Below are 20,485 nucleotides of genomic sequence, written 5' to 3' on the forward strand. Positions count from 1 at the left end.
CACCACCAAGCGCCGGTGCTGCCAGCACGCTGACCAGAGACGTCGGATCCAGCCTTGTTCCACGAACGACAGGCTACGGACGACCTCTGACAAAAGCAGGTTTCAGCAGGTCACGTGATGTCTTTGCGGGCCGTGGCCGCCCACCCGCCGACGAACACGATCGCCGTCCACGACAGGAAGATCAGGCCCGAGAGCCACCAGTCCATCGCGCCCATCGAGCCCGCGACGACCCGCAGCACCTGCTCCAGCTCCGACGGCACCACACCGGCCGACTTGAGGAACAGGTCGACCGCCACGGACCCGGTGAGGCCGTTGACCGACCCGTTGGGCAGGAAGCCGATGATCTTGTCGACGCCCTGCGACGCCAGCACGAGCTGCAGGCCGTTCTCGATCAGCAGCATGTACAGCAGCAGCACGACGGTGGTGCCGACGACGCTCGTCATCAGCGCGCCGACACCGACGCCGAACATGGTCATCAGGATCGACGCGACGATGCCCGCGATGCCCAGCGCGAGCCAGCCCTCGAAGTCCGGCAGCAGGCTCGACGGGCTGCTCAGCGACACGCCCAGTGCGACCGACAGGACGATCACGAGACCGTAGATCGCGCCCCACAGGATGTAGACCAGCATTTTCGCGGTCAGCGCGGAGACGCGGGACGGCGCGGTGAGGAACGTCGTGGTGATCGTGCGGCGGTTGATCTCGTTCGAGATCGCCAGGCCACCGAAGATCATCGGGAAGATCGTGGCGATGTTGATGCTGCGGGCGATGCCGAACAGCGACACCTTCCACTGGTCCGGCGTCACGCCGAGCAGGTCGGACAGCTGCTCCACGTCGGCGTTGCTCGCCAGGTCGACGAACCCCTTGCCGACGAACCCGGCACCGAGCGCCCAGCCGAACGCGAGCAGCACGGTCGGGATGAGCAGGCCCCACCACAGTCCGGTGGTGATCGTCTTGCGGAACTCCGACTGCAGAAGGTTGCCCATCACGCCCATCCGCCCTGCTGAGGGGGCACTTGTTGCTGCACGTAGTAGCCCGGCGCGGCGTACTGGCCGCTGGTGAGCTGGAAGAACAGCCGCTCGAGGTCGATCTGCTCCTCCTGGATGCCGTAGACGGACACCCCGGCCTTCAGCGCGGTGTCCGCGACGTGCTTCGACGTCACGCCCGCGATCGCGATCCGGCCGTCCGGGAGCTGCTCGATCGACGTCACGCCCTCGGCCCGCAGCGCGGTCACCAGGCCGTTCACATCGGACGGTTGCACGATCACGCGGCTCTGCTGCGACTTCCGCAGGTGGTCCAGCGGGCCGTAGTACATGGTCTGGCCGCGGCTGATGATCACCACCTGGTCGACGGTCTGCTCGACCTCGGCCAGCAGGTGGCTGGAGATCAGCACCGTGCGGCCGCTGCGCGCGAACGACTGCAGGAACGAACGCAGCCACGCGATGCCTTCGGGGTCGAGGCCGTTCGCCGGTTCGTCCAGCACGAGCACCTGCGGGTCGCCGAGCAACGCCGTCGCCAGCGCGAGGCGTTGCTTCATGCCCAGCGAGTAGCCGCCCACCTTGCGGTCACCGGCGGCGCCCAGCCCGACGAGCTGCAGCACCTGGTCCGCGCGCCCGTCCGGCACACCGACCGCCGAGGCGTACACCCGCAGGTGGTTTCTCGCGGTCCGCTTGGGGTGGAACCCCTGCGCCTCCAGCACGGCACCGACCACCCGGCCCGGTTGCCCGAGCCGGCCGAACGGACTGCCGTTGATCGTCGCGAACCCGGCCGTCGGCGTGACGAGACCGAGCAGCATGCGCAGGGTCGTGGTCTTCCCCGCGCCGTTGGGCCCGAGGAAGCCGGTCACACTGCCCGGTTCCACCGTGAAGCTCAGGTTCTGCACCGCGGTGACCGGACCGAACTGCTTGGTCAGGTTCTGCACCACAATGCGGCCGCTGCCGTCGTGCATGCGGCCATCCTGCCAAAGCGATCGCCGATTCAGTCGGGAAGCGCGTGTTTCGGGCGGTTCACGACCGGCGCGCGATGGATCTGCGGCGGTTCGTCGGTGATCACGGGCAGCTCGGTCGTCATCTCCGCTTCGGAGATCACACCGCTGCGCGTGAACGGGTTGCGCAACGGACGGCGCCGGTCGCGGTGCGGCAGCCCCTCGCCGATCAGGTGCTGATGCGCCATGTTCCAGACCTGACAGGGCCACTTGCGCCGCCGCAACCAGCCCGGACACGCCTTGCATCGCCCGTCGTCATCCGGTTGGTGCACGGTCAGCAGCAGCCGCCAGCCGTCCGCGAGCCGGTGGATCTCCGCACGGGCCAGCGGCACGAGCGCCTCGGCCTCACCGTGTTCGGCGACCTTGTCGAGTAGAGCCAGCCTCTGCAGTACCGCGTCCCGCAACGTCTGGTCCACGGCGGTCACATCTTCGTCGACGCTTGGTCGAGCAGACTCTGCAACCTGCGGGTCTGGGTGGCGGACATCACAGCCGCCTCACCGGGCGGTGCGACGAGCAGAACTCGGTCATTCTCTACCAGAACGGTCATGGACCGGTCCCGGCCGAACGGGTCGTGACAGTGGATCCACCCCTGTGGTTCAGCCACTTGATCTCCTTCGAGGTACGCCCGACTGGTGGTTTATCGGCCGAAGCACCGGGTAGGCGCACCGTCCTCAGGCGGAATTCACTCGTTTGCTTGAGTCGCCAACTCGGGCAGTGGTCCAGTTGGGGAAACTTTTCGGTCCCGATTCGTGGGGGGTGCTGGGCGGCGCGCCAGAGAGCCCGCTAAGCTTGGTGTCGGCGGCCCGCTCCCAGTGACCCCCAGGCTGGTTGAGCGGGTCGCCCTTTCTCGTTCTCGGCCAGGCTGCTGCGGGCTCGGCTTCGCCATCACCCTCCGCCGCCAGGCCGAGAAAGGTGTCTTCTGGGGGTCGAGCCCCCGGACCCCAGCCGGGGGCTTCGCCCCCGGACCCCAGCCGGGGGCTTCGCCCCCGGACCCCAGCCGGGGGCTTCGCCCCCGGACCCCAGCCGGGGGCTTCGCCCCCGGACCCCCGGCCGGCTCGGCTTCGCCATCGCGGCCCCCCTTTGACCGGCTCGGGGTCGCCATCGCCGCCTTTCTTTTGCGTCACGCGGGAGCCCCGCGATGCATGACACGCATCGCGGGGCTCCCGCGTGACTGGCTTGCCTGCTGATCCCTTACGGCGTACGGTGCTCGTACGACGTAAGGGGGACGTACGGTGTCAGAGACTTTGCAGGCCGCACCGACGGTCGCGCCACACCCGCAGCGGTGGGCCGCGTTGGGCGTGCTGTGCCTGTCCGTGATGGTCGTGGTGCTGGACAACACCGTGCTCAACGTGGCGATCCCGTCGATCTCCACGGGTCTGGGCGCGAGCACCGCCGACATCCAGTGGATGATCAACGCCTACTCGCTCGTGCTCGCCGGCCTGCTGCTGACGACGGGAGCGCTGTCCGACCGCTTCGGCCGCAAGCGGTCGCTGCTGGGCGGACTGGTCGTGTTCGGCGCCGGAAGCGCGGTCGCGGCGTACGCGGGCTCGTCCGAGGCACTCATCGCGGCTCGCGGCTTCATGGGGCTGGGGGCGGCGTTCCTCATGCCGGGCACGCTCGCGGTGCTGATGCAGCTCTTCGACGACAAGGAACGGCCGAAGGCGATCGGCATCTGGGCAGCGGTCACCAGCCTCGGTTTCGCGGCCGGGCCCGTGATCGGCGGATTCCTGATCAACCACTTCTGGTGGGGCTCGGTGTTCCTGATCAACGTGCCGGTGGCGCTGCTGGCCATCGCGGCGGTGGTGGCACTGGTGCCGGAGTCGAAGGACCCGGCCGTGCGCAGGCCGGACCTGCTGGGCTCGGTGCTGTCGACGGTCGGCATGGTCGCGCTCGTCTGGGCGATCATCTCCGTGCCGGAGCACGGCTGGGGCTCGTGGCAGGTGCTCACTTCAAGCGCGATCGGGCTGGTCGCGCTGACGGGGTTCGCGGTGTGGGAACTGCACACGCCGCACCCGATGCTGGACCTCGGGTTCTTCCACAACCGCCGGTTCACCGGCGCGGTGGCCGCGGGCATGCTCGCGTCGTTCGGCATGGGCGGGTCGCTGTTCCTGCTCACCCAGCACCTGCAGGGCGTGCTCGGATACTCCCCGTTGGAGGCCGGTTTCCGCGTGGCGCCGATGGCGATCGCGCTGCTGGTCACCAGCAACGTGCTGGGGCCGTTGACGCTCAAGCTGGGGTCGGCGAAAGCGATGCTGCTCGGCATGGCGATCACCAGCGGTGGCGTGGTGTTCCTCGCCTACGGCAGCACGTACGGGCCGACGCTCGCCGGGCTCATCCTCATCGGCGTGGGTGTCGGGATCGCGCAGCCGGTGGCGGTCAACGCCCTCATGGGTTCGATCCCGCCGGAACGCGCGGGCATCGCGTCCGGGCTCAGCGGCACGCTCACCGAGCTGGGTAACTCGTTCGGCATCGCGGTACTGGGTGCCCTGCTGAGTGCGAGGTTCGCAAAAGAGCTGCCGGACGGCGTGCCGTCCCGGAGTCTCACCGAGGCGCTCCACTCGGGTGCGGACCTGACCGTGGTGCGCGAGGCGTTCGGCAACGGGATGACGATCAGCCTGCTGATCGGCGCGGTCGCGGTGCTGCTCGGTGGCGTGGCCTCCGCCGCGCTGCTGAGGCGTGCCTAGGATCGACCACGTGAGCGTGTGGTTCAGCGAACCGAAGTCGGGCGGCGGTCAGCACCTCGGGCTGAGCCGGGAGCTGATCGTCCGCACCGCCGTGCGGATGCTGGACGAGGAGGGCCTCGCCAAGCTGTCCATGCGCAAGCTCGCGGGACAGCTCGGCGCGGCCCCGATGTCGCTCTACTGGCACGTGCCGACGAAGGACGCGTTGCTGGAGCTCTGCCTGGACGAGCTGTACGCGGAGATCGAACCGCCGGACGACGACGTCGAGTGGGACGTCGCGTGCCGCGGGTTCCTGTACTCGTTGCGGTACATGGGGTTGCGGCACCCGTGGTGCATGCAGCTGCTCGGCAAGTACGTCGGCGTGGGACCGAAGGCCGTCGCGATGTCCGAGGCGCTGCTGAGCAAGCTCGTGGCCGCCGGCATGTCGCACATCCAGGCGTCGCGCGCGGCCAGTTCGATGTCGAGCTACGTGATCGGCTGGACGCTCGCCGAGTCGAACTGGCAGACCGAACAGAACGAGTTCGACACCAAGCCGCTGCGGGAGAAGTACGCCGAGCGGTTCCCGATCTGGACGTCACTGCTGGCCGAAGCCGAACTGTGGTCTCTCGACAAGCAGTTCGACTTCGGCCTCGAGTGCGTCATCGCGGGCGTGAAGGCCCGCGTGCCGATCAGATGACCTGCTCCAGCGGGGTGTGCACGAGGCCGGTGGCCTCGGCGACCGGGCCGTTGGTCAGCAGGCCCTCGTGGGCGTTGAGGCCCAGCGCCAGCGAGCGGTCGTCCTTCAGCGCCTGCTCCCAGCCCTTGTCCGCCAGCGCGACGGCGTAGGGCAGCGTGACGTTGGTCAGCGCGTAGGTCGAGGTGCGCGGCACGGCGCCCGGCATGTTGGCGACGCAGTAGAAGACCGAGTTGTGGACCTCGTAGGTCGGCTCGGCGTGCGTGGTGGGACGCGAGTCCTCGAAGCAGCCGCCCTGGTCGATCGCGATGTCGACGAGCACCGAACCCGGCTTCATCTGGCTGACCAGGTCGTTCGAGACGAGCTTCGGCGCCGCGGCACCGGGCACGAGGACCGCGCCGATGACCAGGTCGGCCTCGCGGACGGCCTGCTCGATGGCGAAGCTGTTGGACGCCAGGGTGCGCAGCCGGCCCTGGAACTGGGCGTCGATCTGGCGCAGGCGGTCCACGTTCGTGTCGAGGATCTGCACGTCCGCGCCCATGCCGACGGCGATCGTGGCGGCGTTCAGACCGGCGACACCACCACCGATGACGACGACGCGCGCGGGGGCGACACCGGGGACGCCGCCGGGCAGCACCCCGCGGCCACCGGAGGGCTTCATCAGCGAGAACGCGCCGACCTGCGGGGCGAGACGGCCCGCAACCTCGGACATCGGGGCGAGCAGCGGCAGCGACCGGTTGGGCAGCTGCACGGTCTCGTAGGCGATCGCGGTCGTGCCGGACGCCAGGAGCGCCTCGGTCAGCGGCTTGTCGGCCGCGAGGTGCAGGTAGGTGAAGAGGGTCTGGCCCTTGCGCAGCCGCGGGTACTCCTCGGCGATGGGCTCCTTGACCTTGAGCACGAGGTCGCCCTCGTTCCACACGTCGTCGGCGGTCGCGAGGATCTTGGCACCGGCGGCCAGGTACTCCTCGTCGGTGATCGCCGAACCGAGGCCGGCGCCGGTCTCGACGAACACGTCGTGACCGCGGCTGGTCAGCTCGTGGGCACCGGCGGGGGTCAGGGCGACGCGGTACTCGTGGTTCTTGATCTCGCGGGGAACGCTGATCCGCACGGTGGCTCCTCTCAGCACTACTGGGTCAAACCCAAAGGTGAGGCAGCGCGGAACCGGTGTCACCGTGCGGACAGCACTATCTAGGGGGTCATTCGTTGTTCGGTTAGGACAATCCAATTCTGAACACCCACGCATGTTGCAGCGTGTTATCCGGAACGTCGATGACTAGTTTTCCGGCGTCCTGGCGCCACTTCAACGGTCCGTCGTGGCCGAGCAACGTCACCTCGTCGCCCTTCCTGATCGGCACGGGTGCGTCGACCACCAGCCGGGATCCGGGCCGCTTCAGCGAGGTGATGTAGAACGCGTCGTTCGGCTTCACCGCGAACCGCAGGTCGCCCAGCTGGGCCATGGTCGGCCAGTACGTCGTGCCGTAGATCGACTCGCCGTTGGTCCGCAGCCACGCCCCGGTCTCGCGCAGGCGTTGCTGCATGATCTCCGGGATGGTGCCGTCGGCGCGCGGGCCGATGTCCAGCAGGAAGTTGCCGTTCTTCGACGTCGTGTCGACCAGCGTGTCCACCACCTCGTCCGCGGTCATGTACATGCTGTCCGGCGTCGCGCGATTCCAGCCGTACGAGCGCGGGTCGAGGCCACGCGACGCCTCCCACTTCTTCACCACGGTGTTCGGGTACGTGGCGTACTCGGGCGTGGTGTAGTCGTGGGTCGGGATGCCGCACCGGTCGTCGACCGTGACGTCCTTGGGCCTGGGGCGGTTCTTGGCCTTGTTGAAGTAGTCGGCCATGACGCGGCGGCTGTCGTTCGCGCCGCCGATGTCGCACCAGATGACGTCCGGGTCGTAGCCGTCGACCAGTTCGGTCATCTGCGGCCCCTGGTAGTCCTTCACGAAGTCGCGCCCGGACTGATAGCCGGTGTACGGCTCGGGCGCGCCCGTGTACGGGTTGCGCGGCGCGTGGCCCTTCCACGGCTGGTCCGGGTTGAACCACTCCGGCATCGAGAAGTACAGGCCGTTGCGCAGACTCGGCGTGTACTTGCGGGACGCGTCGAAGAGCTCCTTCACCAGGTCGCGCTTCGGGCCCAGGTCGACGGAGTCACGGCCGGAGACCTTCGAGTCCCAGAGCGCGAAACCCTCGTGGTGCTTGGACGTCAGCACGTAGTACCGGGCGCCGGCCTGCTGGAACAGTTCGACCCACGCACGCGGGTCGAACTTGTCCGCCGTGAACTGCGGGATGAACTGGTCGTACGCGAAGTCCTTGCCGTACGTCTTGGCGTGGTAGTCGTACACGGCGTTCTTCGGGTTCTGCATCCACTGCCAGTACCACTCCGCGTACTGCTTGCCGGGCGGTGACCAGGCGGGCACGGAGTAGAGGCCCCAGTGGATGAAGATGCCGAACTTGGCGTCGTCGAACCAATAGGGCGACTCGTGTGTGCCCAGCGAGGCGTCCGTCGCGAGGTAGTCCGGGGTACCGAGGGTGAGCTTCGCTCGTTGCGCGGCCTTCACACCCGCCGCCAGGGCGAAGACCGTTCCCTCCACAGTGGACTGCTTCGTCGAGCGGATGCCGATGCGCACGCGCGTTTCCTCGCCCGGAGCCAGCCTGGTGATCATGGCCGGCGAGATGGTGATCGCACCGGGAGCGTTCACGCCGACCGCCACGTTGGTGATCCACTCGTCGCCGAGGTTGACCACGGTCGCCTCGACCGACTGCGTTCCCTTGGCGGGCAACTTGTTCGTGGAACGGGCTCCGCGGACCACGAGCGCCTTGCCGTGCGCGACCGGCTGCATCGTGAGCGCGAACACGTGCAGTGCGGACTTGCCCGCCTCGGCCGGTTGCGTGACCGGCAGCGTGATCGCGACGGCCTCCCGCTTCGGGTCGGCCCACACCTGCGCGGTGCTGATCGACACCGGGTGGTGGTCGATCCCGGTCCGCGTGTAGCGGTACGAAGCCTTCACCGAGCCGCTGCCCGAGTACCAGTCCGCGGAGCCGAGCAGCGCGGTCGTGGTCGTGCCGTCCGCGTAGTGGACGGTCGCCGTTCCGCTCGCGCCGTCCCAGCTCGACGCGACCAGGAAGTGGGCCGAGAAGTAGTGCCCCTTCGGCAGGTCGACGCGTTGTCCGAGTGCGACGACGTTGTTCTTGCCCTGGTGCGCGGGGAACAGATGGGGCAGGCCGTCGACCGTGATCGGCCCGGTCGGCAGTTCCTCGCTGGGGAACGTGTGGCCGTCGCCGTCGAAGTCGCCGTCCCTGATTTGTGCCGTGTCGATGCCGTCGTTGTCGAAGTGGCGGCTGATGTCGATCGGAACCGGTTCGGGCGGTGCGGCGGCTCGTGCGGTGGTGGCGCTGACGAGCGAGGCCAGTAAAGCCACGCTCAACGCGAACGCTCGTTTCATGACTGCTTGTGTACTGAGTGATCACTGGTTGTCAATACCGGTCGCGTTGACACCTGATCGGGCGGGGACATATTTTTTGCGCGTTCGGCCGCGGTGCTCCAGGCACCACAACCCGAGCGGGAGAGACCCCGGACCAGCCGGGGCGCCGAAGGGGCAAGCCTCCCGCACACTCTCAGGCAGCGAGACCGCTCGGGTGAGGCGACTCTGGGGTACACCGCCCCGGACGGGGCCGACCATGGAGTGTTGTGATGACCTTCCCCGAGAACCTCCTGTACACCCCCGAGCACGAGTGGGTCGACTGGACGCCGGGCACCCAGGACCCGCTGACGTGCGGCATCACCTCCTACGCGGCCGACTCGCTCGGCGACATCGTCTTCGTGCAGCTGCCCGAGGTGGGTGACCACGTCGAGTCGGGCAAGGTGTGCGGCGAGCTCGAGTCGACCAAGTCCGTCAGCGACCTGTTCTCCCCGGTCAGCGGCACGGTGATCGCGGTCAACGACGCCGCCGTCGCCGACCCCGGGCTGATCAACTCCGACCCGTACGGCGAGGGCTGGCTGTTCCGGGTCGAGGTCGAGCGGGCCGAGGGTCTGCTCACCGCCGCGAAGTACGCCGAGCTCACCGAGGACTGATCGTGGCGATCAGCGTCTTCGACCTGTTCTCGGTCGGCATCGGACCGTCCAGCTCGCACACGGTCGGCCCGATGCGGGCCGCCGTGATGTTCGTCGACCGGCTGCGGTCGCGCGGGCTGCTCGAGTCGGTCGACCGCGTGCACGTCGAGCTGTTCGGCTCGCTCGGCGCGACCGGGCACGGCCACGGCAGCCCGAAGGCCGTGCTGTTGGGCCTGGAGGGCAACCACCCCGAGCTCGTCGACCCCGCGGCCGCCGGTGTGCGCGTCGAGGAGATCGTGTCGTCCGGCCGGCTGCTGCTCGGCGGTTCGCACGAGATCTCGTTCCGCCACGACGTCGACCTCGTGATGCACCGGCGCAAGTCGCTTCCGTTGCACCCCAACGGCATGAGCTTCGAGGCGTTCGCCGGTGAGTCCGCTGTGGACCGTGCGGTGTACTACTCGATCGGCGGCGGTTTCGTCGTCGACGAGAACGCGACCGGCACGGACCGGATCAAGCGGGACACGACGCCGCTGCCGCACCCGTTCCTCACCGGTGACGAGCTGCTGGCGCGGACCCGCGAGACCGGGCTGTCGATCAGCGACCTGATGCTCGCCAACGAGCAGTCGTGGCGGTCCGAGGCGGAAATCCGTTCGGGTCTGCTGCACATCTGGTCGGTCATGCAGGAGTGCGTCGAACGCGGCTGCACCGAACAGGGTGTGCTGCCCGGTGGCCTGAAGGTGCGCCGGCGGGCCGCCGAGATGCGGTCCCGCCTGGAGAAGGAGCACTTCGCGACGGACCCGTTGCGCGTCATGGACTGGGTGACGCTCTTCGCGTTGGCGGTCAACGAGGAGAACGCCGCCGGCGGCCGCGTGGTGACCGCGCCGACGAACGGCGCGGCGGGCATCGTGCCCGCGGTTCTGCACTACTACACCAAGTTCGTGCCCGGTGCGTCCGATGACGGCGTCGTGCGGTTCCTGCTGACCGCGGGCGCGATCGGCGTGCTGTTCAAGGAGAACGCGTCCATCTCGGGCGCCGAGGTCGGCTGTCAGGGCGAGGTCGGTTCGGCGTGCTCGATGGCCGCGGGCGGGTTGGCCGAGGTGCTCGGTGGCACCCCCGAGCAGGTCGAGAACGCCGCCGAGATCGCCATGGAGCACAACCTCGGCCTGACGTGCGACCCGATCGGCGGTCTGGTGCAGATCCCTTGCATCGAACGCAACGCGCTCGCGTCGATCAAGGCGATCACCGCGGCCCGCATGGCTTTGCGCGGGGACGGCTCGCACTTCGTGTCGCTGGACAAGGTCATCAAGACCATGCGCGACACCGGCAAGGACATGTCGGTGAAGTACAAGGAGACCGCGCGTGGCGGGCTCGCGGTGAACGTCATCGAGTGCTGACGTCGCGCGTTCAGCGCGCGTCGTAGCGCTCCTGCGCCGCCAGCACCTCGGGCATCCGGGTGTGCACAAGTTCGATCAACGCCATCAGCCGCTCGGCCGTCTCCTCGCCGAGCGGCGTGAGGCTGTAGTCGACGCGCGGCGGGTTCGTGGGCTGCGCCTCGCGGTGCACCAGCCCGTCGCGCTCCAGCGCGTGCAGCGTCTGGGCAAGCATCTTCTCGCTCACCCCGTCGACCCGGCGGCGCAGCTCGTTGAACCGCAGCGGGCCCTCGCGCAGCGCGCCCACCGTCAGGCTGCCCCACCGGCCGGTGACGTGCTCCAGCGTGGGCCGCGACGGGCACCCGCTCGCGAACACGTTGAACTCCATGTCACGAGGATAGCGCTAACTAGAAGTTTGCGCTTTCTGATAGTTAGTGCTCTACTGAGGGCGACCAACGACGAACAAGGAGTCAACGATGATCGTGTCGATCGCCTACCACTCGGGCTTCGGCCACACGACCGTGCTGGCCGAGGCCGTGCGCGACGGCGCGCGGGACGCCGGCGCGACGGTTCACCTGATCCCGGTCGACCAGCTGACCGACGAGCAGTGGGAGATCCTCGACGCCTCCGACGCCATCGTGTTCGGCTCGCCGACCTACATGGGCACGGCGTCCGCGGCCTTCCACGCGTTCGCCGAGGAGTCGTCGAAGCGCTGGTTCACGCAGGCGTGGCAGGACAAGCTCGCGGCCGGGTTCACCAACTCCGGGTCCAAGAGCGGCGACAAGCTGAACACCCTGCAGTTCTTCACCGTGCTCGCGGCGCAGCACGGCATGCACTGGGTCAACCTCGGCCTGCAGCCCGGCTGGAACAACTCCGCGGGCTCGGAGCACGACCTGAACCGGCTCGGGTTCTTCCTCGGCGCCGCGGCGCAGACCAACGTCGACGAGGGTGTGGAGGCCGTGCACAAGGCCGACGTCGAGACGGCCCGGCACCTCGGCCGCCGCGTCGCGCAGACCGCGGGCCGGCTTCAGGCCGCCTGAGCGACGATCAGGCTGGTCGCGCCGTTCAACGGCAGGTGCCGGTCGAACGTCCAACCGGCCTCGGTCAGCCAGCCGGTCATCTCCTCGGCGCTGTGCAGGCGCCCGGACTCGCTGGACAGCAGGAACTGCGCGCCGGTCAGCGCGGCGATCATCGGCTGCGTGTGCGTCGGGTCCGTCCAGAAGTCGATGAGCAGCAACGTCGCGGCGGGGTTCGCGGTGCGGATGCGTTCCAGCAGCTTCACCACGTTGCCCGCGGACAGGTGGTGCATCACGTTCGCGACGATGACCGCGTCGTGGCCGGGCGGCAGGGGGTCGACGAGGAAGTCGCCCGCGACCAGGTCGACCCCCGTCCGCGCCAGCGCCATGACCTCGGCCCGTTCGAACAACGTGCCCTGCACGTGCGGGTGCCGGCGGATGATCGCGGTGAGGAACGAGCCGGTGCCGCCGCCGACGTCGAGCACCCGCTGGTGCGGCGTGAAGTCGTACACGGCGGTGAGCGCGGCGGCGGTGCCCGCGTTGATGGCCTCCATGCCCGTCGAGTACACGTCCGTCGGATAGTCCACAGTGGAGCCTTCGCCGGTGCGCGCGGCGTTCTCCAGGTCGCCCCACTGCGGGTAGGTGATGCGGTTCATGAACCGCAACATCGGTCTCAGGTCCGCGGGTGTGGTGCCGCTGAGGAACTTCCGGGACACCTCGCTGTTGCCGTACCGGTCCCCGGCGAGCTCGACGAACCCGAGAGCCACCATGGCGTTCGCGAGCAGCGAAGCCGAGCGTTCCGGCACGCCCATCCGTTCGGCCAGTTCGTCGGACGTGAGCGTGCCCTCGGCCAGCGCCTCGAACATGCCGAGCTCGCTGCAGGCGAGCAACGTCTTGGCGGCGGTGAACCCGTAGGCCACCTGGAAGATCGCGTCCGGCGTCACTTCAGCCTCCTGCGCAGCATGTACCCAACACCGACCATTGCGAGGAAACCGACGGCGGAGATCATGACGATCTCCTCGACGGTCTCGGCATACGAGCCTGCGACCACGTATGCCACGCAGATCGGCACGGTGCCGAGCAGCGTTAGCCAGAAGAACCGGGAGAACGGGGTGTGGCTGATGCCCGCGGAGACTCCGACGGTCTCCGCCATCATCGGCACACCGCGCGCGACGGCGTAAAGCCACCCTCCGTAGGTGTTCCACCAGCGGCCCATGTCCCGCATCTCCTCGAGCGAGATCACCCGGCGCACGAGCCATGGGCGCGCGAACCGGCCCAGCGCGTACGCCGCGGCGCTGGAACCCATGGATCCCGCCACCGCGAGTGCCACGCCTGCCGGCACGCCGAGCGCCGTACCGGCGAGCACGATGAGGGGCGTGCTGGGCACCGGCAGCAGCACGTCCACGACCAGCAGCGCGAATATCACCGCCGCCGTCGTGACCGGATCGACCGCCCGCACCTGCTGCACGACGCCTTCGAAGTCGATGAGCCCGAACGCCTCGAAGACGATCCAGCTCAGCAACACGATGCCGAGCACCACGAACGGGAGCACCTTCCAGCGCACGCCCGTCTCATAAGTCATCGGCAGATGGTCACCCGGCTGTCTTCGCAGGACAAGCCGCCAATAGCTCAGACGTGCAGAGGTCGGGTCACCCTCACGTTCACGTCCATGAATGACCCTTGACGACGTGTCGTGCGTCACGAAAGATCCGATGAATCGCCGCTCCCCGCACGACGAAGTGAGGTGCCCACGGTGGTTGAGGTGAACCGACGCACGCTGATCGGCGGGGCGTTGGCCGGTGTCGCTGGAAGCGCGCTCCTCCCCGGCATCGCGCACGCGGGCGACGGGTTCAGCTGGAAGGACTTCATCGGGTCGGCGGACCTGATCTGGAAGAAGATGCCGACGACGTGGTTCGACGGGCCTTTCCTCGGCAACGGGTTCCTCGGCTCGGGCATCTACCGGGAGCCCGGCGCGAACGCGATCCGGTTCAACGTGCAGCACTCGCAGGTGCAGGACCACCGGCCGGAGTTCGGCGCCCTGTTCGGCCTCGCGCGGCTGCCGATCGGCTACTTCACGCTCGAACCCGTGGGCGCGATCACCGCGATCGACTGGCGCCTCGACATCTGGAACGCCGAACTGGTCGGCACGATCACCACGGCCGCGGGCAGCCTGCGACTCCGAGCGTTCGTCCAAAGTAGACGCGACGTGCTCGCGATCGACGTGCAGGCGAGTGAGGGGGAGCGTGCCTTCAAGTGGGTCTTCCACCCGCTGAAGGCGATCAGCCCGCGCACCGACCCGAAGTGGAATCGCCCGGCACCCGCCGGGTTCACCGGCAACCCGCCGGTGCAGCTGACCAACAGCGGTGACATCCAACTGGCCGTGCAGCCGTTGAACGCCGGCGGCGAGCACGTCACGGCGTGGCGGGAGACGACCAGGGGAACGCGGCGCACGCTCTACACGACCGTCGCGTGGTCGCACCCCGGCAAGACGAGCGTGCGCAAGGCGCTGCGGACGCTGGGCTGCGGCTCGATCGAGGCGCTGGCCGTCGAGCATCGCATGTGGTGGCACGACTACTACCGCAAGAGCTTTCTGTCCATTCCGGACAAACGCCTGCAGGCGTTCTACTGGATCCAGTTCTACAAGCTGGCGAGCGCGGCCCGCAAGGACGCGCCCGCGATGGCGACGTGCGGCCCGTGGTTGGAGAACACGCCGTGGCCCGCGACGTGGTGGAACCTCAACGTGCAGCTGGAGTACTGGCTGATCCACGGCTCGAACCACCTCGAACTCGACGCCGTCACCTACTCAATCGACCGCTACCGCCAGGCGCTCGTCGACCAGGTGCCCGCGGAGTACCGGCACGACTCGGCGGGAATCCCGCGCACCACGGACATGTGGGTCGACAACGGCGCCGGCATCGGCAACAGCGGGTACGGCGTCGGCATCCCGGGCAAGGACGTGCCCACGCCCGAGGTCGGCAACCTGACCTGGACGATGCACAACATCTGGCTGACCTACCGGCACACCATGGACGACCGCGTGCTGCGCGACGTCCTGTTCCCGATCCTGCGCCGGGCGATCAACTACTACTTCCACTTCCTCACCAAGGGCGCCGACGGCAGGCTGCACCTGCCGATCACGTTCTCACCCGAGTACGGCGTCAACGCGCCGGACACCAACTACGACCTCGCGCTGATCCGCTGGGGCTGCAAGACGCTGATCGACTCCGCGAAGCTCCTGCGCATCAACGACCCGCTGGCGGGCAAGTGGCGCGAGGTGCTCGACACGCTGACGCCGTACCCGACGGACCAGAACGGCTACATGATCGGCGCGGGCGTGCCGTTCGCGAAGTCGCACCGGCACTACTCGCACCTGCTGCAGGTCTACCCGCTGTACGAGGTCACGTGGGAGAACCCGGCCAACCGCCAGGTGATCGAGACGTCACTGAACCACTGGATCAGCTTCGAGGGCGCGCTGCAGGGCTACACGTTCACCGGCGCCGCGTCGATCTCGGCGCAGATGCTGCGCGGCGACAAGGCCGAGTTCTACCTCGGTGAGCTGATGCGCCGGTACATCCAGCCGAACACGATGTACAAGGAGAGCGGCCCGGTCATCGAGACTCCACTCTCCGCCGTGCAGTCGATGTACGACATGCTCGTGCAGAGCTGGGGCGACGTGATCCGCGTGTTCCCGGCCGTGCCCGCTTCGTGGGGCGACATCTCGCTCGACAACTTCCGCACGCAGGGCGCGTTCCTGCTCAGCGCTTCCCGGCGGGGTGGCGTGACGAAGTGGATTCGCGTGCGCAGCGAGGCCGGGGCGCCGTGTGTGCTGCGGACGGACATCAAGGACGTCGTGGTGCGGGACCGCTGGGGCCGGCCTAAGCGGTTCACCGTGTTGCCCAACGGCGACCTGCGGATCGAGCTGCGGCGCGGTGAGGAGGCCGTGGTGCACCAGCGCGGTGACCGGCCCGACCTGGAGGTCGGACCGGTCCCTGGCGCTCCGGCCGTTCCGTGGGGACTGCCGGCATAGGCATCGCCGGGGTCCGACTGCGACGGCGGTGCGGTCGGACCCCGGCGAGCAGAACGCCCCCCACACCATTAGAGATGCGAATAGGGAGCCAGATACACGCCTAGAAGCGGAAAACCACTCCCAGGGCTGCGTTCATCGAACAACGGTTGGGGTACTCAGCGCTGCTCCACGACACGGGCTTGCCCTGCCACCGGCCCCTGGCCGACGCCTTGACCGGCTGGAACTCCATCGTGCAGAACTGCAAGTCCGGATCACCGGGGAGCTTCGAGAAGTCACCACCGGCGGTGGTGAGATCGCGGCAAGCGGCCGCTGCGTTGGTGTGCTTGCCGCCGGGTGGGTCGCATTTCAGCTGCGTCGACTCGAGGGTGCCCAGCTGGGTCCCGCGGATCGAGAGCACGAGGCCGGTCTTGCCGTCGGCCTCGGCGGTGGGAGCGAGCGCCATCGGGGCGACCAGCAAGGCGCACGCCAAAAAGATTCGGGTTCTGGCCATGCCCACACAGTGGACCGGCCAGAACCCGGATCTCCAATCAACTCAGGGGTAATACCGGATCGAGTTACCGTGCGAACACGACCGAGGCGACCTGGTTACCGACCGCTGCCATGCCCGCCGCGTTGGGATGGACGGGGAACGCGGGCGAGGTCGGGATGATGCCCTCGACCCACTTCTTCCACGGCGCCGCGCACACGTCGCGGCCGAGGCTGATGTCGTACGGGTTGACGAACGTGGCGCCGGCGAGCCGCGCCTGCGTGCCCAGCATGCCGTTGAGCTGCTGCTGCAGTCCGTCGAGGTAAGGCACGTCGCCCTTCGAGATTGGCACGACGGGCCAGCAGCCGTGCGAGGGCGGCATGATCCGCAGGTAACCGACGACGACCACCAGTGCCTTGGGAGCGCGTTCCTTGATCCCGGCGAGTACGGCCGCCACCTTGGGCCCGGTGGCGGCGATCCGGGCCGCGATCTCGTCGCCGTACTGGCGCTTGCACGGGGAGCCGAGTGGGTCCAGGAGGCTGGCCGTGCCGCAGTTCAGAATGATGCCGTTGTACCCGATGTCGTTACCGCCGATGGACACCGTCACGAGGTCGGTGTCGGGCTTCAACGCGGACAGTTGGGCGACGGACTGACCGGGAAAGCCTTGCTGCGGCGCGAACATGTCGGACGTGTCGGCGCCGCCGCAGGAGATGTCGGTGAAGTTCGTGACCCCGAGCTTTCTGGCCAGGACGGACGGGTAGTTCTGAGTCGATTTGAAGCAGCTCAACGGATCGGTGCGCTGGAACGGGATGAAAGGCCCGGATACGAACGAATCACCGAGCGCGACGTAGTTGCGGTACCGGGGCGCCGCCTGGGCGGTGGGCACGACCAATGCGGCAATCAGTGCTGTGAGCAGGGAGACCACAGTGACTCGGCGCGTCATTGCTACCTCGTTACTCTGCAGTAGGTACGTCTGATCGAGAGTGGCCGCGTGGTCACTCTCTGTCAAGGCTTGACTGATCCAGCACGATTGGGTGATGACCGGTGTACGGAAAGTAGCCCTGGCTAGTGCGGCGGGAAACGCGATCGAGCTCTACGACTTCCTGCTGTACGGGACAGCTTCCGCGCTGGTCTTCGACAAGCTCTTCTTCCCGGCGTTCGACAGCCGCATCGGCGTGCTGCTGGCGTTCGCGACGTTCGGCGCGGGCTTCCTCGCCCGGCCGCTGGGCGGTGTCGTGATCGGGCACTTCGGCGACCGGCTGGGCCGGCGCGCGATGCTCGTGATCACGCTCTCCGCGACCGGCCTGGCGACCGCGTTGATCGGCGTGCTGCCGACGTACGAACAGGCGGGCCTCGCGGCGCCGTTGTTGCTGGTGCTGCTGCGAGTCCTGCAGGGGTTCTTCATGGGCGGCGAGCAGGGCGGCGCGTCGCTGATGGCCGTCGAGCACGCCCCGCCGGGACAGGCCGGCTGGTACGGCAGCTGGATCTTCCTCGGCTCACCGCTGGGCATGATCCTGGCGAACCTGTCCGTGGTGTTCGCGACGAACGTGTCCGGGCCCGACTTCCTGGTGTGGGGCTGGCGGGTGCCGTTCCTGCTCAGCCTGGTGCTGGTGGCGATCGGGCTGTACGTCCGGCTGTCGGTGTCCGAGAGCCCGGTGTTCTCCGCGGACGACGCGGTTCGCCTGCCCATCGCCGACGTGCTGCGCAACTCGTGGCGCACGGTGCTGCTCGGCGCCGGCGTCAACCTCGGGTTCAACATGTTCATCTTCGTGCTGTCGGCGTTCGCGCTCTCCTACGGGCGCAAGCAACTCGGCATTCCGCAGAGCACGCTGCTGTGGGCGGTCGTCATCGGCTGCGTGGGGCAGGCGATCGCGGTGCCGTTGTTCGCGCGGCTGTCGGACCGGATCGGCCGGCTGCCGGTCATGCTCGGCGGCGCGATCTTCATCGGTGTGTTCGCGTACCCGTTGTTTTGGTTGCTGGACGCCCGGCTGGTGCTCGTCGCGATGGTGCTCGGTCTCATCGGCTCCGGCGCGTTGTTCGGGCCGATGCCGGCCTACTACGCGGAGCTCTTCCGCACCCGCGTGCGCTACAGCGGGGTGTCGCTGAGCTACCAGCTGGGCGCGGTCCTCGGTGGCGGGCTGTCGCCGTTCATCGCGACCGCGCTACTCGGCTACGGGACGTGGGCGATCTCGCTGTACCTCGTCGTGGGTGCGGTGGTGAGCGCGGTCTGCCTGGTCGTGATCGGGTCAGCGCACGAGGCGGAGCCGGCGCGCGGTGAGCCGTTGGCCCCAGTCGAGGCGTAGGAGCGGGCGTGGCGTTGAGGGGCATAGATGTCCTCGAACGTTACGTTCGCTGTGGTCCATCACGGTGTGCGGGTCAGCGCACGAGGCGGAGCCGGCGCCCGGCGAGGCCGACCGTGAGCCGCTGACCCCAGCCGAGGCGTAGCGCGTCGCTCTCGATGCCGTCGCCGAACGCCACGAGGCCGTCGGACTCGACGTCGATGTCGAGCGGTTCGCCGACTTCGCCCTCGGTCTGGGTGACGCCGGTACTCGGCGACGGCCACGCCTCGCGCACGAACCAGACGAGCCGTTGCTCGGTCGGTGTGGGCAGGGTGAGAGCGCTGTTGCGCTCCTGCCACACCGACCGGCACCAGCCCGTCGCGCCCGTGCCCGTGCCGATCAGCACGCCGCTGGACGCCTGGCGTTCGCCGCGGACGGTGTAGCGCGCGGTCTGATGGCTCGCATGACCGACGTAGATCTCGTTGAGCGCCAACAGGGTCTGGCCGTCGTCGGTCGACGCCTCGACCATCGTGCGTTCCTCGACCTCGCGGCTGTGCAGCAGCTCGGCGGCGTCCTGTGGCGAGTGCTTCGCGAGGACGCCCGGCGAGGGGTTGATGCCGATCACGGGCTGGCCGTCGAGGTACTTCGCGACGTTGGCGACCAGCCCGTCCTGTCCGACGATCACGACGACGTCCTCCGGCGCGAACAGGAACCGGCTCAGGTCGTCGCGTTCCACCACGCCGCGGCGCCAGTCCAGCGGGATGGCCGCCTCGACCGTCCGGCGGGCCTGGCGCACGTCGTGATCACGTTGCTCCACTTCCTCGAGGCTGCGGTCGCGCGACCGCAGGAAGAACTCGACCTGTCCTCTGGTGCCGTGCCGCGCGAGCAGGTCCGTCAGCTCGGTGCGCCGGTGCACGAGCACGATCCGCGGGGCGAGCGTCATTTCGTCAGCTTCGTGATCAGCGGGGCCAGGAGGTCCGGCGTGATGGTCAGGTTGTCGATGTCCGGCAGGTTCTTAGCGAACTCCTGCGCGGCCAGGCCGAGCAGGACCTTCTCCGGCAGGTCGCGGTAGGCGTTCAGGCGCGCGGCCTCACCGGCGGCCTCGGCCTCGGCGAGCTTGCGGATACCCTCGGCCTTGGCGTCGTCGGCGATGCGGCTCGCGTTCGCGTTGTCCTGCGCCTGCTTCAACGCGTTCGCGCCGCGCTGCACGACCAGTTGCTCCTCGCGGCGGGCCAGCTCGATCTGGTTCTGCAGCTCGTTCTCGCTGATCGCGCGTTCCCGCTCGACGGCGAGCGCGCGGCGTTCGTACGTCGCCCGGTCCGCCTCCTGCTGGACCTTCTCGCGCACGGTCGTCCGCAGCGCCTTCTCCATGTCCGAGTCCGGCCGGATCGCGACGACGCGGACGTCGATCACCTGCAGCCCGGTCTGCTCGAACCGCGGGTCGGCGCCCAGGTTGCCGGTGACGTTCGTGCGGACCGCTTCGACGCCCTCGGTGAGCGCGGTCTCGAGGGTCGCCTGGGCGAGCGTGCGCAGGGCGTGTTGTTGCGTGCTCTCGGTCAGCAGACCGGCGACCTGGTTCAACGGGTCACCGCGCCACGAGCCGCCATCCGGGTCGATCGAGAAGTCGATGCGCGCGGCGGCCGTCTCCGGGTCGGTGAACCGGTACGTGACGGTCAGCTGGACCGTGACGTCCTGGAAGTCCCTGGTGCGCGCGTGGAAGAGCATCGGCAGCTCGCGGTCGTCGACCGGGATCTCGCTGAGCACGGCGGTCCGGGGTCTGAACCAGAAGCTGAGTCCGGTCCCGGCGTGCACGACCTTGCCGTTGCGGACGTGTCGCACGTGGACCGTCGGGGCGCCGCGCAGGTGCCGGAGTCCGGGGTAACCGCTGATGTCGGCCATCGCTCTCTCCTTATCGTCAACTTGACGATAACACTA

The 20,485-nt window shown here is 68.5% G+C and carries 20 protein-coding genes and 1 riboswitch; of the genes, 7 read left to right on the plus strand and 13 right to left on the minus strand.

Features of this window, described 5'->3' with window-relative positions:
• Positions 1–110: 110 nt before the first annotated feature.
• From QSK35_RS10340 to QSK35_RS10355, 4 genes are read right to left on the minus strand one after another with little or no spacing between them, the layout of a single operon-like run.
• Positions 111–983 (minus strand): hypothetical protein, encoded by an 873-nt coding sequence (locus QSK35_RS10340; protein WP_285744632.1) that lies wholly within the window; start codon positions 981–983, stop codon positions 111–113.
• A complete protein-coding gene (locus QSK35_RS10345) occupies positions 983–1,945 on the minus strand; it encodes an ABC transporter ATP-binding protein (RefSeq protein WP_285744634.1) in 963 nt (320 codons plus the stop codon). Before QSK35_RS10345 ends, QSK35_RS10340 begins: the two co-directional genes overlap by 1 nt.
• 29 nt (positions 1,946–1,974) lie before the next feature.
• Positions 1,975–2,397, minus strand: a complete 423-nt coding sequence (locus QSK35_RS10350) for a hypothetical protein (protein WP_285744636.1) — start codon at positions 2,395–2,397, stop codon at positions 1,975–1,977.
• A gap of 5 nt (positions 2,398–2,402) precedes the next feature.
• Positions 2,403–2,585 carry a hypothetical protein gene (locus QSK35_RS10355; RefSeq protein WP_285744638.1) on the minus strand — a complete coding sequence of 61 codons (183 nt, stop codon included), beginning with the start codon at positions 2,583–2,585 and terminating at the stop codon, positions 2,403–2,405.
• A 628-nt stretch (positions 2,586–3,213) separates the two neighbouring features.
• Here QSK35_RS10355 and QSK35_RS10360 point away from each other — a divergent pair.
• The gene (locus QSK35_RS10360; RefSeq protein ID WP_285744640.1) at positions 3,214–4,665 is read left to right on the plus strand and encodes an MFS transporter; all 1,452 of its coding nucleotides are present in this window, start codon (positions 3,214–3,216) and stop codon (positions 4,663–4,665) included.
• Between the two features lie 10 nt (positions 4,666–4,675).
• Positions 4,676–5,338, plus strand: coding sequence for a TetR/AcrR family transcriptional regulator (locus tag QSK35_RS10365; protein WP_285744641.1), 663 nt, complete (start codon positions 4,676–4,678; stop codon positions 5,336–5,338).
• On the opposite strand, the gene ald is transcribed toward QSK35_RS10365, so the two are convergent.
• Together ald and QSK35_RS10375 are read right to left on the minus strand one after the other, a co-directional pair.
• Entirely contained in the window at positions 5,331–6,443 is a 1,113-nt protein-coding gene (gene ald, locus QSK35_RS10370) for an alanine dehydrogenase (RefSeq protein WP_285744643.1), read from the minus strand. The genes QSK35_RS10365 and ald overlap by 8 nt on opposite strands.
• Before the next feature lie 103 nt (positions 6,444–6,546).
• On the minus strand, positions 6,547–8,784 hold the full coding sequence (locus tag QSK35_RS10375; RefSeq protein WP_285744645.1) for an alpha-L-fucosidase: 2,238 nt from the start codon (positions 8,782–8,784) through the stop codon (positions 6,547–6,549).
• A gap of 107 nt (positions 8,785–8,891) precedes the next feature.
• A riboswitch (glycine riboswitch) is annotated at positions 8,892–8,982 on the plus strand.
• 50 nt (positions 8,983–9,032) lie between these two features.
• Between QSK35_RS10375 and gcvH the strand changes: the two genes are divergently transcribed.
• The gene (gene gcvH, locus QSK35_RS10380) at positions 9,033–9,413 is read left to right on the plus strand and encodes a glycine cleavage system protein GcvH (RefSeq protein WP_285744647.1); all 381 of its coding nucleotides are present in this window, start codon (positions 9,033–9,035) and stop codon (positions 9,411–9,413) included.
• Between the two features lie 2 nt (positions 9,414–9,415).
• Positions 9,416–10,786 carry an L-serine ammonia-lyase gene (locus QSK35_RS10385; protein ID WP_285744649.1) on the plus strand — a complete coding sequence of 457 codons (1,371 nt, stop codon included), beginning with the start codon at positions 9,416–9,418 and terminating at the stop codon, positions 10,784–10,786.
• A gap of 10 nt (positions 10,787–10,796) precedes the next feature.
• Here QSK35_RS10385 and QSK35_RS10390 read toward each other — a convergent pair whose 3' ends face one another.
• Complete coding sequence (locus QSK35_RS10390) at positions 10,797–11,150, minus strand: winged helix-turn-helix transcriptional regulator (RefSeq protein WP_285744651.1); 354 nt, start codon at positions 11,148–11,150, stop codon at positions 10,797–10,799.
• Between the two features lie 88 nt (positions 11,151–11,238).
• On the opposite strand from QSK35_RS10390, the gene QSK35_RS10395 reads away from it, so the two are divergent.
• Positions 11,239–11,802 (plus strand): flavodoxin family protein, encoded by a 564-nt coding sequence (locus QSK35_RS10395; RefSeq protein ID WP_285744653.1) that lies wholly within the window; start codon positions 11,239–11,241, stop codon positions 11,800–11,802.
• Here the strand turns inward: QSK35_RS10395 and QSK35_RS10400 are convergent.
• Together QSK35_RS10400 and QSK35_RS10405 are read right to left on the minus strand one after the other, a co-directional pair.
• A complete protein-coding gene (locus tag QSK35_RS10400; RefSeq protein ID WP_285744655.1) occupies positions 11,790–12,722 on the minus strand; it encodes a methyltransferase in 933 nt (310 codons plus the stop codon). The genes QSK35_RS10395 and QSK35_RS10400 overlap by 13 nt on opposite strands.
• Complete coding sequence (locus tag QSK35_RS10405; protein WP_285744657.1) at positions 12,719–13,360, minus strand: TVP38/TMEM64 family protein; 642 nt, start codon at positions 13,358–13,360, stop codon at positions 12,719–12,721. The genes QSK35_RS10400 and QSK35_RS10405 overlap by 4 nt, the downstream gene beginning before the upstream one ends.
• A 171-nt stretch (positions 13,361–13,531) precedes the next feature.
• Here QSK35_RS10405 and QSK35_RS10410 point away from each other — a divergent pair, with 171 nt between their 5' ends.
• Positions 13,532–15,805: a glycosyl hydrolase family 95 catalytic domain-containing protein gene (locus QSK35_RS10410; protein WP_285744659.1), complete on the plus strand. Its 2,274-nt coding sequence runs from the start codon at positions 13,532–13,534 to the stop codon at positions 15,803–15,805.
• Positions 15,806–15,905: 100 nt separating this feature from the next.
• On the opposite strand, the gene QSK35_RS10415 is transcribed toward QSK35_RS10410, so the two are convergent.
• Positions 15,906–16,295, minus strand: coding sequence for an SSI family serine proteinase inhibitor (locus QSK35_RS10415; RefSeq protein WP_285744661.1), 390 nt, complete (start codon positions 16,293–16,295; stop codon positions 15,906–15,908).
• A 64-nt stretch (positions 16,296–16,359) separates the two neighbouring features.
• Positions 16,360–17,214, minus strand: coding sequence for an SGNH/GDSL hydrolase family protein (locus QSK35_RS10420; protein ID WP_285744663.1), 855 nt, complete (start codon positions 17,212–17,214; stop codon positions 16,360–16,362).
• 94 nt (positions 17,215–17,308) lie between these two features.
• On the opposite strand from QSK35_RS10420, the gene QSK35_RS10425 reads away from it, so the two are divergent.
• On the plus strand, positions 17,309–18,574 hold the full coding sequence (locus QSK35_RS10425; RefSeq protein WP_285744665.1) for an MFS transporter: 1,266 nt from the start codon (positions 17,309–17,311) through the stop codon (positions 18,572–18,574).
• A 73-nt stretch (positions 18,575–18,647) separates the two neighbouring features.
• On the opposite strand, the gene QSK35_RS10430 is transcribed toward QSK35_RS10425, so the two are convergent.
• Together QSK35_RS10430 and QSK35_RS10435 are read right to left on the minus strand one after the other, a co-directional pair.
• Positions 18,648–19,493 (minus strand): NAD(+)/NADH kinase, encoded by an 846-nt coding sequence (locus QSK35_RS10430; RefSeq protein ID WP_285744667.1) that lies wholly within the window; start codon positions 19,491–19,493, stop codon positions 18,648–18,650.
• Positions 19,490–20,449 carry an SPFH domain-containing protein gene (locus QSK35_RS10435; RefSeq protein WP_285744669.1) on the minus strand — a complete coding sequence of 320 codons (960 nt, stop codon included), beginning with the start codon at positions 20,447–20,449 and terminating at the stop codon, positions 19,490–19,492. The genes QSK35_RS10430 and QSK35_RS10435 overlap by 4 nt, the downstream gene beginning before the upstream one ends.
• Positions 20,450–20,485: the final 36 nt, after the last annotated feature.

It is taken from the genome of Lentzea sp. NBRC 105346 (assembly GCF_030269605.1).
GTDB lineage: Bacteria > Actinomycetota > Actinomycetes > Mycobacteriales > Pseudonocardiaceae > Lentzea.